General features: G+C 41.6%; 14 protein-coding genes and 1 riboswitch. All 14 genes read right to left on the bottom strand.

Annotation, left to right across the window (positions count from 1 at the left end):
* Position 1: 1 nt before the first annotated feature.
* Positions 2 to 610 carry an ECF transporter S component gene (locus UE46_RS06790; protein ID WP_036061312.1) on the bottom strand — a complete coding sequence of 203 codons (609 nt, stop codon included), beginning with the start codon at positions 608 to 610 and terminating at the stop codon, positions 2 to 4.
* Between the two features lie 245 nt (positions 611 to 855).
* Positions 856 to 982, bottom strand: a riboswitch (FMN riboswitch).
* A 65-nt stretch (positions 983 to 1,047) separates the two neighbouring features.
* On the bottom strand, positions 1,048 to 1,557 hold the full coding sequence (locus tag UE46_RS06785; RefSeq protein WP_221638537.1) for an acyl-CoA thioesterase: 510 nt from the start codon (positions 1,555 to 1,557) through the stop codon (positions 1,048 to 1,050).
* A gap of 27 nt (positions 1,558 to 1,584) precedes the next feature.
* Positions 1,585 to 3,366 carry an ATP-binding protein gene (locus UE46_RS06780; RefSeq protein ID WP_036061314.1) on the bottom strand — a complete coding sequence of 594 codons (1,782 nt, stop codon included), beginning with the start codon at positions 3,364 to 3,366 and terminating at the stop codon, positions 1,585 to 1,587.
* A 113-nt stretch (positions 3,367 to 3,479) separates the two neighbouring features.
* Entirely contained in the window at positions 3,480 to 4,199 is a 720-nt protein-coding gene (locus tag UE46_RS06775) for a response regulator transcription factor (protein WP_036061315.1), read from the bottom strand.
* Positions 4,200 to 4,565: 366 nt separating this feature from the next.
* Positions 4,566 to 5,297, bottom strand: coding sequence for a pseudouridine synthase (locus UE46_RS06770; protein ID WP_036061316.1), 732 nt, complete (start codon positions 5,295 to 5,297; stop codon positions 4,566 to 4,568).
* A gap of 64 nt (positions 5,298 to 5,361) precedes the next feature.
* Complete coding sequence (scpB, locus tag UE46_RS06765) at positions 5,362 to 5,934, bottom strand: SMC-Scp complex subunit ScpB (RefSeq protein ID WP_036061318.1); 573 nt, start codon at positions 5,932 to 5,934, stop codon at positions 5,362 to 5,364.
* The gene (locus UE46_RS06760; RefSeq protein ID WP_036061320.1) at positions 5,931 to 6,677 is read right to left on the bottom strand and encodes a segregation/condensation protein A; all 747 of its coding nucleotides are present in this window, start codon (positions 6,675 to 6,677) and stop codon (positions 5,931 to 5,933) included. Before UE46_RS06760 ends, scpB begins: the two co-directional genes overlap by 4 nt.
* A 15-nt stretch (positions 6,678 to 6,692) precedes the next feature.
* Positions 6,693 to 8,006 carry a diaminopimelate decarboxylase gene (gene lysA, locus UE46_RS06755; RefSeq protein WP_118907490.1) on the bottom strand — a complete coding sequence of 438 codons (1,314 nt, stop codon included), beginning with the start codon at positions 8,004 to 8,006 and terminating at the stop codon, positions 6,693 to 6,695.
* 162 nt (positions 8,007 to 8,168) lie between these two features.
* The gene (locus UE46_RS06750; RefSeq protein WP_036061321.1) at positions 8,169 to 8,987 is read right to left on the bottom strand and encodes a purine-nucleoside phosphorylase; all 819 of its coding nucleotides are present in this window, start codon (positions 8,985 to 8,987) and stop codon (positions 8,169 to 8,171) included.
* Between the two features lie 38 nt (positions 8,988 to 9,025).
* Positions 9,026 to 9,919: a site-specific tyrosine recombinase XerD gene (gene xerD, locus UE46_RS06745; RefSeq protein WP_036061323.1), complete on the bottom strand. Its 894-nt coding sequence runs from the start codon at positions 9,917 to 9,919 to the stop codon at positions 9,026 to 9,028.
* A 104-nt stretch (positions 9,920 to 10,023) separates the two neighbouring features.
* On the bottom strand, positions 10,024 to 10,482 hold the full coding sequence (gene fur, locus UE46_RS06740) for a ferric iron uptake transcriptional regulator (RefSeq protein WP_036061325.1): 459 nt from the start codon (positions 10,480 to 10,482) through the stop codon (positions 10,024 to 10,026).
* 211 nt (positions 10,483 to 10,693) lie between these two features.
* Positions 10,694 to 11,716, bottom strand: coding sequence for a FecCD family ABC transporter permease (locus UE46_RS06735; protein ID WP_036061327.1), 1,023 nt, complete (start codon positions 11,714 to 11,716; stop codon positions 10,694 to 10,696).
* A complete protein-coding gene (locus tag UE46_RS06730) occupies positions 11,716 to 12,741 on the bottom strand; it encodes a FecCD family ABC transporter permease (protein WP_036061328.1) in 1,026 nt (341 codons plus the stop codon). The genes UE46_RS06735 and UE46_RS06730 overlap by 1 nt, the downstream gene beginning before the upstream one ends.
* A 66-nt stretch (positions 12,742 to 12,807) precedes the next feature.
* Positions 12,808 to 13,743, bottom strand: a complete 936-nt coding sequence (locus UE46_RS06725) for an iron-hydroxamate ABC transporter substrate-binding protein (protein ID WP_036061330.1) — start codon at positions 13,741 to 13,743, stop codon at positions 12,808 to 12,810.
* Positions 13,744 to 13,848 lie beyond the last annotated feature (105 nt).

Below are 13,848 nucleotides of genomic sequence, written 5' to 3'. Positions count from 1 at the left end.
TCTATACGATTCCCTGATGCTTTTTATTTTTGCTTACTTTCAATTTTACAAGCGTATTTTTCAAAATCCATGATCTCATCCGGCCGTAGACTAAGATGAATACCGCGCCGACAACGACACCTTTTAATAAGTTAAATGGTAGTATGGCAGTGGTTACGAGCGCTGCGATATTCGTTCCCGCAGGAAGTCCACCTACCGCAATATAAAATGGCAATAGAATAAAGTAATTAAATAAAGACATCATCACCGTCATCGTCACCGTCCCAATTCCAGCACCCATTATCATCGCTTTTGTCGAACGGGTAAATCGGAACATGTAATAGATCGGTAACACAAAACAGATACCAGATAAGAAGTTAGCCAGCTCCCCGATTGGAACCCCCACAAAACTCCCCGTTACTAAATACTCCAATACATTTTTGACAAATTCAATCAAGATTATCGCCAGTGGTCCAAATAATAAACCACCAATAATAGCGGGAATATCACTGAAATCCAGTTTTAAAAATGGTGCGCTTGGTAACAGCGGAAATTGAATAAGCATAATAACGAACGCCACCGCTCCCAATACCGCGATACTTACAAATGCCTTTAAAGAATACTTCTTCATCAAAATCACTTCTCCTTAGATGTTCATCCTAAGAATCTGCGGTTTCCCCTTTATTTTGCGACACTACACGAAAAAATCCCCCGAAAAATAATTCGAGGGATGGCATGTGAAAATCTAAACAAGCATAAACTATTCAAATAAAGCCTCCAACCCCTGCAAAAAAACAGTAGCTAAAAAAAGCCCCATCCAAATAGACTATTTCACTAGTCAATTTTTCAAGTAGGCACGCTAAAACGTAAGCGAACCAACATCTCCTCCCATCCAGACTATACTGTCGGTTTTGGAATTACACCAAATCAACCATCTCAATAAAGAAACAGTTCGTGGACTTTAACCACCGGTCGGGAATTACACCCTGCCCCGAAGATGAACTATATTTTATTTTGTTACGTTGGTTATTGTACCATAACGATAAGATTCATGCAAAGTCCCGAATCCTAGCCCCACGGTATTTCTGTGGATAACGATTCCGCAAGTTCACGGCTATGTTTCAAACGATTCTTTCTTGCCAAGCTACGACTTTCCGCATCACGACTAATCATTTTCTCCTCATCCGACTGTGCCACAACAGTTGGGACTTCCACTGTTTTTCCGTTATCATCAATTGCGACAAATGTTAGAAATGAAGTTGCTGCCAGATAGCGATCGCCAGTTTTCAAGTTTTCAGCTATTACTTTCACGAAAATTTCCATGGAAGAACGGCCCGTTGATGCCACGTAAGACTCCAAACATACCGAATGATCGCTTTTAATTGGTTGTAAGAAATCGACCGAATCTGTGGATGCTGTTACGATTCCAGTTCTGCAATGGCGTGACGCACTAATCGATGCTGTATCGTCAATATACGTCATCAAACGGCCACCAAACAGTGTATTATGATTATTTGTATCGGATGGAAACACCCGACTTGTCTTAATTACCAATGAATCTTTACAAAATTTTTGCATGCGTTCTGTCACTTTTATCAAACTCCTTTATATATCTGTGGAAAGTGGCAAGGTCACGATAAACGTTGAACCAATACCTAAATGGCTCTCCACTGTTATTTTACCATTATGCGCTTCTACAATATTTTTTACAATCGACAAGCCTATGCCTGTCCCAGTTTTGCCACGCGTCCTCGCTTTATCAGCCTTGTAGAATCGCTCAAATAAGAATGGAATATCCGCTTCTGGAATCCCGCTACCGTTATCAATAATTTTTATGACTAGCTCATCCGCATAAAAGTTCGCCGCTTCATGAACCTCAACGACACCCTCATAATCCTCACGACCAGTATGGCGAATCGCGTTCATGATCAAGTTCACCAACACCTGCTCCATCCGGTCAGGATCAAACGTATACTCTAAATCCGGATCATCCATCACCAGTTTCAATTTCACGTTATTTTCCTTCGCTAAAACTTCAAAATTCGAAACAACCTTATCCAAAAATGGCACTAGCGGTAAACGTTCTTTTTCCAGTTGATTGAATCCAGCTTCCATCCTCGCTAAATCAAGCATATCATTCACCAAGCGACCAATTCGGAGCGACTCATCGTAAATAATCTGCGCAAATTCACGCACTTCTTCATCCGTTTGGGCAACTCCATCAATAATCGCCTCACTGTAGCCTTGAAGCATCGAAATCGGCGTCCGCAGTTCATGCGATACATTATTCACAAAATCCGTTTTCATCTTCTCTAGACGCTTCTCCTCCGTCATATCACGAATAACCGTAACAATACTTCTGATATCATCACCATTATAAAGCAGCGTCAAAATTGCAACATACGTTTGATCGCCAAACACAATTTCACCGACTTGTTCCTCGCGCGTTTCCAAGATATTCGTAAGCATAATATCCAAATTAGGCGGAATGAGCACCTTATCCTCATTTTCCGTAGAAAAGAACCAATCATGCAAAAACTGCTCCGCCGGCGGATTACTCAAAATAATCGTCTTATCAATATTAAACTTGATAACACCATCAGCCATCCCAACCAAAATATTAGATAACTGCTCTTTTTCCTGCCTTAGCGCACTAATATTGTATTTCAGCTGTTGTGCCATCTTATTAAACGCAATCCCTAAATCACCAATTTCATCATGCGTATACGTCGGTACCCGATTATCAAAATTCCCTTTCGACACAGCAATCGCGATTTTCTTCATTTCCCTAAGCGGATATGCCATGCGCGACGACAAAATAAAGGATAATATCGAGGTCACGAGTACAGCCGCGATACCTGATATAATCAACGTTTTCGTCACTTGCCCAGTGATTTTTAAAATATTCTCGTAGGAACGATACACATAGACAGTACTAATATTCCCATCCAATGTTTTAAAGTGCTGCGCGCCCATATGTACAGTTTCATTATTCTTATCATCATAAAAATTATATTTTTCACTCACATATTTCCCAGAAGATAAGCGTTCATTTAATTTATCGTCTTTAAATAATTTTTGATAAGACGCATCACTCAAGTGCATACTAGTTTGTTGTGACGCAACGACTTCTCCATTCTGTTCTACAATGACACCCGTCGATTTATCCAACAATTGGAACGCAGATGACAGTGTCTCAAGGTTTGTCCCTGATTCAATCAGATTCCCAATATGCTCTGTTGTTGATTCAATACCATTTGCAATTTGTTCTGTATTCTTATCTTCATAAATAATGGCAATGAAAAATCCGGTTGCCACTAGGACACCCGTCAATAAAAGAATAATCGTGCCCCAAATTTTTCCCACAATACTATGCCAAAACTTCATTTTCACCAACCCTTTTATCTGAATTTCAAGATAACAGCTTAAAAAACGTCCCTAGCAAGAAAAAAGATAGGTTCGTGTCACAAAAAACATAACGTGAAACCTATCTTTATCTATTACTCCGTTTCGGTCACTTCAAACTTATAGCCTAAGCCCCAAACGGTTACAATCATTTTCGCAGCTTCCTCCGAAGCATCGTATAATTTTTCACGGAGACGTTTTACATGGGTATCAATCGTACGCAGATCTCCGAAAAACTCGTAACGCCAAACCTCTTTTAAAAGTGATTCGCGATCAAATACCTTGTCTGGTGATTTCGCTAAGTAGTACAGCAAATCATATTCCTTTGGTGTCAAATTAATTTCTTGTCCTTCCACGATAACGCGATGTGCCTCATTATCAATTTTCAGGTGCGGGAAAGTAATGACATCCCCAGGGATACTGGCAGCAATAGGCTGGCTTTGTTGTTGCGCCCGACGAAGTACAGCTTTCACACGCAGAACAACTTCACGAGGACTAAATGGCTTCACGATATAATCATCGGCACCAACCTCGAAACCTTGCACTCGGTTCGCTTCTTCACCTTTAGCAGTCAACATCACCACAGGGGTTGCCTTATATTCACGTAATTCACGACAAACCTCAATACCGTCTTTTCCTGGCATCATTAAATCAAGCAGAATAACATCATAACTATTATCAATTGCGAGCTGTAACGCTTGACCCCCGTCACTTGCCTCTTCAATTTTATAATTCTCACGTTCGAGATACATCTTAAGTAAACGCCTGATCCGGTCTTCGTCATCCACAACGAGAATTTTAACTTGCTCACTCATAGGTAATCATCCCCTTACTCGTTTCCCTAAAACAGGAAACTTATTTCGGTATGTAATCAAATCAATTTAGACTTTCGTACCTTTTTAATGACAGTTTGTTCACAACTTCAATATATCATAGACTAGCACACATTAAAAATAAAAGCCTACTATCCCTCGACAAATTATACATGTTTTTTTTAACTTTAGCTATTTTTAAGTCTTAGTTTGTGAATTAGATCAATTAAATTGTATAAAAATGCAACAAAAATCTAGGGACAATGGCATACATTCCCCTAGATTCTCATTGAAAAAGTAATATTATGTGTGTGTTTCATGGCCTGCTGCATTTTCTTTGAATCTAGGTAATACACTTAACAAAATGAATTATTTCTTATCGCCAAATTGCGTGTAAGCTTTCAATCTTTTCACTTCATGATGCGTTAGCTCTCTTCGTTCCCCAGCATTTAAGCCTTTTAAATCCAGAAAAGCATACGCTTCACGTGATAATTTTTGTACCGGATGTCCAATCGTATCAAACATTTTACGAACTTGACGATTGCGTCCTTCATGAATAACAACTTCGATAATTGCCTTTTCTTTCTTCTTATCAAAAGATTGTAGGCGCACTTTCGCTTTCGCTGTTTTACGTCCCTCAATCATCACACCATTCTCTAATTTACGAAGTGCCTCTTTTGAGGGAATTCCCCGAACTCGAGCAATATATTTCTTCTCTACTTCATACTTGGGATGCATCAATTGATTGGCAAAATCACCATCATTCGTCATCAATAGCAACCCTGATGTATCATAGTCTAAGCGTCCAACTGGATAAAGTCGTTCTGGAATATCCGTGAAAAAGTCCGATACACAACGACGTTTCTTATCATCTGATACCGCAGACATCACACTACGCGGCTTGTATAATAAAAAGTAGCGTTTGACTTCTTGTGTCAACTCAATACCATTAACCTCGATTTTATCCGAGTTTCCGACCTTGAGACCAAGTTCACGAACCACTTTGCCGTTCACTTTCACTTTACCTTCTTCAATCATCACTTCTGCTTTTCTTCGTGATGTGATCCCTGCATTAGCAATTACTTTTTGTAAACGTTCCATCTTGCACCTCATTTTAGCAACAAGCTTTCAGCAGCTAGTCGCTAATTATTCTTCATTCTATGCCTTATTTTCCATTAAAACGATCGAAAAACAAGTCCAGCTCATCCTGCATCATTTCCTCAGAATCAGCTTCATCCATCGATGGCAAATCCTCTAACGAATTCAAACCAAAGCAATCCAAAAATTCGGATGTTGTTACGTATAGTTTAGCTCGCCCTGCGCCTTCCATGCGACCTTTATCCATTATTAACCCTTTAGCGATTAACGTATGAATCGGGCCGTCTGTTTTTACACCGCGAATGTCATCAATTTCCATCCGTGTGATCGGTTGACGGTAAGCAATGATTGCCAATGTTTCAAGTGATGCCTGTGATAACGTCGTATTCCCTGGCGCTTCCACTAATTTTCGCAAATAATTCGCATGCTCTTTTTTCGTAGCGAGTTGAAATGTCCCCGCAAGCTCTAACAGAACAATACCACGTTCTGCGCTTTTTGCATAGCTATCGCTTAATGTTTCCAATAAATTGAGCGCTTCAATATGACTGATTTCCATGACTTCTGTCAACTGCTTTGTGCTCAAACCCTCATCCCCCGCTGCAAAGAGCAAGCTTTCAAGGATTCCTAATTTTTTATTCACGCCTCATCTTCACCTCTACTAAAAACATATAACGTTGCAAAACTTTCCGACTGCTCCACGCTAATTTCGCGACGCTTCATCAACTCCAACACCGCCAAAAAAGTAACAATCAAATCATCCTTTGTCGGCGCATCAAAAAGTTCATCAAAGACAACGCGCCCTTGCGCCTTAGAAATCCGCGTCATCACGTCGCTCATCCGCTGATCAATCGAAATCTCTTGTTTCGTAATCCTCGTATGTAGTGGCTGACTGAATTTTTTGCGTCGTAACATCTTGTGAAACGCACCCAACATATCATTTAGCGACACATCCAAATTCGCCTGTTTACCAGACGTATCATATTCCGCTAAATCCATCGGCGCCTTCCCAAAATAAAAATTACGCTCCGACTCTTTTTCCTTCAATTGTTTGGCGGCTTCCTTGAAACGCTTGTATTCCATCAATTTTTCAACAAGTTCATCACGCGGGTCAACCGAATCATCGAAATCCTCAAAATCGAGTTCCAACTCCTGCTTTGGCAACAACATTTTACTTTTAATCGCAAGAAGCGTCGCCGCCATCACAAGATACTCACTCGCAACATCGAGTTCCATTTCCTTCATCAAATGAATGTACTCCAAATATTGATCCGTAATGTCCGCCATCGGAATATCATAAATATCAATTTCCAACTGCTGAATCAGCTGCAAAAGCAGATCAAGCGGCCCTTCAAAAGCCTCCACTTTAAAATTAATTCCTGTCATGCTCGTTTAACCACCTTAGTAAAGCGGTAAATCAAGTTGCACTAAATTCTCATAGGTTTCCCTTTGCACAACCAGTTTATCCATGCCATCCTCGACAAAAACAACAGCAGCGCGAGGAATTCGATTATAATTATTTGCCATCGAATACCCGTAAGCACCCGTACAAAATACAGCTAAAACTTCTCCAGCATCTGATTCTGGAAGCGGTAAATCCCAAATTAACATATCGCCAGACTCACAGCATTTCCCAGCAATCGAAACCGTCTCCTCAGGCTCCTCAAGCGGGCGCTCAGCGATAACCGCATCATATTTCGCCTCATATAACGAAGGTCTAATATTATCCGACATACCACCATCAACCGCCACATAGCTACGAATATCTGGTACCTCTTTACGTGAACCAATCGTGTAAAGCGTCGTACCCGCCTCGCCAACGAGCGAACGGCCAGGCTCAATCCAAATTTCCGGCATCTCCAAGTCATTAGCAAGCGCCACTTCACGTACGTCCGCAATAATTTCGCGTACATACTGTGAAGGTGGAAGTGGTTTATCATCCGCCGTATAACGAACCCCAAAACCACCACCAAGATTCAGAACTTCTGCGTGGAAATCAAGCTCATTTCGCCAAATGACCAACTGCTCCATAATCCGATGTGCCGCTAATTTAAAACCAGTTGTTTCAAAAATTTGCGACCCAATATGGCAGTGCAAGCCGATCAAACGGAATACATCATCCATCGCAAGCACACGTTTAATCGCTTCTTCCGCCTGTCCATTCGTCAAACCAAAACCAAATTTCGAATCATCTTGCCCCGTTAAAATATAATCATGCGTATGTGCCTCAATACCTGGCGTCACACGAATCAATACAGAAATCGTCGTGTTTTTCGCCCTCAGCACCTCCGCTAACAAATTAATCTCATAGAAATTATCAATCACAATACAACCAATACCGTATTCAATCGCCATTTCAAGCTCTTGTCGCGTTTTATTATTCCCGTGAAAATGGATGCGCTCCGCAGGAAAACCAGCTTGCATCGCCGTATATAATTCCCCACCAGAAACAACATCAAGCGATAAGCCTTCCTCGTGCATTAATTGATAAATCGCAACCGCCGAAAAAGCTTTACTCGCATAAGCCACTTGCGCCTTTACACCGAGCTCTTCAAACGTTTTTTTAAATCCACGTGCACGTTCTTTGATCAACGCAACGTCGTATACATAAAGCGGTGTGCCATATTTTTGCGCCAGTTTCAAAGTGTCCACCCCTCCAATTTCCAGATGTCCCACTTCATTCACTCGCATAGTACCAAATGATTCAAACGCCACGTCAATCCCACCTTTACCAATTTAATATATTAAAAGTTCTTTTATATAGTAGCATAGAAGCACACCGCGCGACAATAGCTAACACTATCATTCCAAACAAATTTATAGCAAGAAAAGAGACTAGGTAACCATCGATACCCAGCCCCGCCTTATTTTCAATCCTTATTTCACATTAGCAACTAGCGCTTTTACATATGTCAGGAATGTTTCTTTCACATGTTCCGTTGTCTCCATTACTTCCTCGTGGCTAAGCGGTTGATCCAGAATTCCTGCTGCCATGTTCGTGATACAAGAAATTCCTAGACAACGCAGGCCACAATGATTGGCAACGATCACCTCAGAAACCGTCGACATTCCAACCGCATCCGCGCCAAGTGTACGCATCATGCGAATTTCAGCAGGCGTCTCGTAAGTTGGACCAGTAAATCCTGCATACACACCTTCGCGAACTTCTATTTCCAAATCTTGCGCTAAAAGACGTGCTTGTTTGCGCAAATCTAAGCGATAAGCATCGGACATATCTGGGAACCGCGGACCGAAATGATCATCATTTTGACCAATCAGCGGGCTCGTTCCAGTAAAGTTAATATGATCTGAAATAAGCATCAAATCACCAGCATGGAACAATTCATTCACGCCACCAGCCGCGTTCGTCACGATCAATATTTCAACGCCCAACTCCTTCATAACACGAACTGGAAAAGTCACGTCTTGCATCGAATACCCTTCATAAAAATGGAAACGTCCTTGCATCGCAACAACTTCTTGCTGTTCCAGTTTTCCAAATACAAATTGCCCCGCATGCCCTTCTACCGTTGACACCGGAAAATAAGGTACATCATTATATTTAATCACAGTCGGCTCTGAAATCTCATCCGCCAAAACACCTAATCCAGACCCTAAAATTAAGCCAATTCTCGGTTTACCGCTGTACGTTTCCTTGATTTTCTTAACAGCTTCCATCACTTTTGTATAATTCATTCTTTATTCTCTCCCTTATTTTAAAATCGATTTCTTCGTCAAGCTCTAGGGTGATATTGTTTGTACACATCTTTCAAGCGAGCCTTCGATACGTGCGTATAAATTTGCGTTGTCGAAATATCAGCATGTCCAAGCAACTCTTGAACAGAACGCAAGTCTGCACCATTTTCTAGCAAATGTGTCGCGAATGAATGCCGCAACGTATGTGGCGTAATCGGCTTATCAATCCCTGCTCTCACCGCAATTTGTTTCAGATTTTTCCAAAAACCCTGCCGTGTCATACCACGTCCATGATGGTTCAAAAACACAAAATCATTCCGTTCCGAAGTCCTGCGCAATTTCGGGCGCCCAAACTCCAAATACCGCTCTAAAACACCGGTTGCCGTCTTACCCAAAGGAATAATCCGCTCCTTATCGCCCTTACCAACCGTCTGTATGAACCCCATCTCTAAATGAAGATCATCCATCTGCAAACGCACCAACTCCGTCACCCGAAGTCCCGTTGCATACAACACTTCCAGCATCGCCTGATCACGCATACCAAGCGGCTTATCCCCATTTGGAGTTTCCAGCAACTTCTCCACATCATCCAAATTCAAAATCTTCGGCAAGCCCTGTGCCTGCTTCGGCGTCTCAATTTGAATCATCGGATCACGATCAGCCAATTTCTCGTGCAGTAAAAAATGAAAAAAAGAACGTAAAGATGCAATATAACGCGCGACCGTTCTCGGTGATTTTCCTTCTAATTTAGCAAAGGCCATAAAGCCCACAATATGTATCCGTTCCACGTCGCGAATCGCCATCTGCCCTTGTTCCTCTTCCAAATACCGCGCAAAATAACGTAAATCCCGTTCATAAGCCACAAGTGTATTTGCTGATAATCCTTTTTCCACTTGTAAGAAATGTAAAAAATCAAGTATTAAATCATCCATAAAGACCCCCGCACTTCCGCTCTGTTCTCAGTATACCAAAAACCCAGCAATTACAAAAGCAAAAAAGAGCCCCAAATAATTGGAACTCTAGAAAACTAATGATATTAAACAGAATCGTTTTTCATCTTAGCTTTACAAGTCGTGCAAATCCCTTGAAAAGTTAAGCGATGATCCTTCACGAGGAAATCCCACTTTTGTTCGACAATTTTCTCTACATCATCCAATAGATCCTCTTGTATCTCTTCAACAGAGCCACATTCCAGACATACTAAATGATGATGAAAATGTTTCGCGCCCTCTTTCCTGAGGTCATAACGCGCTACTCCATCGCCGAAATTAATTTTATCGACCACGCGTAACTCCGTCAGAAGCTCAAGCGTACGGTATACAGTTGCCAAACCAATGTCTGGCGAAATATCTTTCACACGCAAATACACATCTTCCGCGCTTAAATGATCTTTCTCATTTTCAAGTAACACACGCACCGTCGCTTCACGTTGAGGCGTTAATTTATAACTTGCTTCATGTAATTGCGATTTAATCCGCTGAATACGGCCTTCCATTTTATGCCCTCCCTCGGGAACAAACAATCATTCTCAATTAGTAGTTTATAATAATTCTAAATAAAAATCAAGTCTTCTCACTCACGCTTTATCAAGCTAAACAATTGAAATAAGCGGTTTTTATATCTACTTAAAGATAGCATAAAAGATTCAAAAAGTCTATCCAAATTATCAATTACATCTCAAAGCAACTACTTATTTGTAATGATTATCATTTAGCTTTTGCCAGTAAGTAAAGGAAGTACGGCGCACCAATCACAGCCACAACAATACCCGCAAAAATTTCTGATGGTTGCACGATAAGGCGGCCAATCGTATCTGCCACAAGTAATAATAAGGCTCCGATTAAGGCGGAAATTGGCAATACCCAGCGATGTCCACTTCCAACAAGCCTTCTCGCAATATGCGGCCCAATTAAGCCAATAAACGCAATACCACCACTAACAGATACACAAGCCGCAGCAAGAGCAACTGCTACAACAAGTAAAATCACCTTTTCCTTCTCCGTTTTCACGCCAAGCCCTGTTGCTACTTGATCACCAAATCCGAGTATATCAAGCGTCTTTACTTTAAACGCCGCTACTGTTCCAAGCACGACCAGCCAAGGTAACAGCGCGAAAACATATTGCCAACTACTCGCCCAAATGTTCCCTGCAATCCATTCCGCAACCACTTGATAATTCTCAGGGTCAAGGCGAATCGTTAACAACGTCATAAGCGCGGCTACGGCGGCTGAAACAGCAACACCCGTCAAAACTAGCCGATTAGGTAGTAATCCTTCTTTTCGACTATAAGAAAGGCCGTACACGATAAAAGCGGTCAAAATCGCACCTGTAAACCCGATAAGCGGCATAAACATTACCGGAACGTCTAGCGTCGATGGGAAATAAGAAATATAAAGCATCACCGCAAGTCCCGCGCCATTATTGATGCCGAGAATTCCCGGATCTGCCAAACTATTTTGAGATACCGCCTGCAAAATTGCACCTGATACCGCAAGTCCTGCACCAACCATAACCGCAATCACAATCCGCGGCAAACGAAACTGCGAAATAATGAGCGTATCTTGCGCCGAACCTTGCCCAAATAGTGTTTTAACAACGTCAACAAACGGAATTTTAGAATAGCCTGCGTTGACACTGAAAATAAAAATACTAACGAGTAATAGGGCCAAAATAATCGAAATATAAATACGACGTCGCATCACTTTTCGTTCTGTCGTTGTTCCCATCATCACAGACTCCTCCTTTCTTTACGAGCTACATAAAGGAAGAAAGGAACACCAATAAGCGCAAAAATCACACTGATAGGCGTCTCATACGGTGGATTCACCATTCGCGCACCAATATCAGCATACAGCGTCAGTAAGGCTCCAACGATGGCCGAACACGGAATAATCCAACGATAATCAACACCCACCATATAACGAACGAGATGCGGCACAATCAAACCGATAAATCCAACCGGACCAACAACTGAAACCGCAAGTCCTGCCAAGATTAATACAATCAACATCAATATTAATTTAGCGCGTGTCGTATTTTGTCCCAATCCCACCGCAATATCATCACCAAGACTTAAAATCGTGACCGACTTACTCATCAAAACAGCCGCCAAAAGCGAACCAATTAACCATGGCCAAACGACAGCTACTTGCGTCCACGTAACGCCAGCGACTCCACCAGCGAACCAAAATGCCAAATCCTGGCTTAATTTGAAATAAATCGCAATTCCCTCACTCAAAGCCGTCAACAAAGATGCAACCGCAGCCCCCGCCAAAACGAGTCGTGTCGGAGAAAGCCCACCTCGAACCAGCGAACTGACGCCAAAAACCATGAAGCAACCAAGCGCTGCGCCTAAAAATGAAAACAGAATCAAATAATTGTAGCTAAGCCCTGGAAGAAACGCAAAACAAACGGAGATCATAAACGCAGATCCCGCATTCAATCCAAGCAACCCACTGTCTGCCAAAGGATTTCGCGTCATCCCCTGCATTACAGCACCTGCAACTGCAAAAGCCGCCCCAACCATCATATCCGCCAGAACACGAGGAATCCGCAACTCCCAAATAATTTGATGTGTTGTTAAAGCCTTATTATAATGTAACAAAGCATCCCATACAGTCGCTAAATCAATGTCCGCGGCTCCCACAGCAATGCCAACAAAAGCAGAAATAATAAGTAATCCCACGCCAGCAGTCAAAATAACCGTTGCCATCACTGGGCGCGTCTTTAATTGAGAAAGCTCCTTTGTTTTCATATAATTTCTATCCTCCATATGTACGTGGTCTCGCTCAAAACAAGCACGAGACCACCATCTTACAATTTATTGTTGACTCAAAATTTTATCCGTAAAGAGATCTATTTGACCTTTTATCGCAATCGGATCATAGTAAAACGTTTGCTCAAAATCCATCACAAAAATACGTTTCGCTTTATACGCCGGCAAGTCTTTCCAAATACTAGACTGCATGATCGCCTCTTCATTTTTGCTACCCTCAGGTATATACTGGCCTATAAACATATAATCAGCCGCAAACTCAGGTAACACTTCTATCGAAATTTGCTTGTAACCTTCCCCTGTAAATACTTCTTTTTGAATTTTCTCCGGCGCCTTTAATTGTAATGCGTTATAAAGAACTTGTCCACCTCGACCCCAATTATCAGCGAAAACGTACAGATTTTTATCATTTCCTTCATATAGCCCAAACGTTGCATCTGGACCAACCGCATCTTTAATTTTAGCTCTAGCTTTTTCTGCCGTCACTTCGAAATCTGCAATCCAATCTTTTGCTTCCTGTTGTTTTCCAACGATATCTGCAATCGCCGTTAGTTCATCTTGTATCGTATCAAACGCCTTATACGGAATCAAGATGGTTGGCGCAATTTTTTGCATTTTCTCAAATTCGTCTTCCTTCGCCACAATGATTAAATCAGGTCGTAATTCCGCTACTTTTTCAGCAGAAGCTGGCTCACCAATGTCCTCGACGCCTTTTTTATACGCATCTAAATACGGATTTTTCAGCACATAAGAAGCCGCTCCCAATGGCTTAATTCCTAAGGCCGACAAAGAGCCCATATACTCCGTCACAACAATTCTTTGCGGATTTTTCGGAATTTCCACAGTCTTACCGTTCACCATCTTATAAGAACGCGTGCCCTCTTTGTCATCTTCCTTCCCATCTGCCTTTTGATCTGAACCACACGCCACTAAAACAACCGCTAGACAGGCTGTAAACAGCACTAAAATTAATTTTTTCATATTGCCCTCCTTTTTAATTGATAATGATTATCAATCTCAACAAAAAGTATAGCAAGACTTTTTTAGAAAAGCAATAACTATTAAAAAATAAAAATTAAGGGAAGC

It is taken from the genome of Listeria weihenstephanensis (genome assembly GCF_003534205.1).
In the GTDB taxonomy this organism is placed as follows: Bacteria; Bacillota; Bacilli; order Lactobacillales; family Listeriaceae; genus Listeria_A; species Listeria_A weihenstephanensis.
Note: the sequence above shows the minus strand (reverse complement) of the source record. Positions and strands in the feature narration are given on the sequence as shown.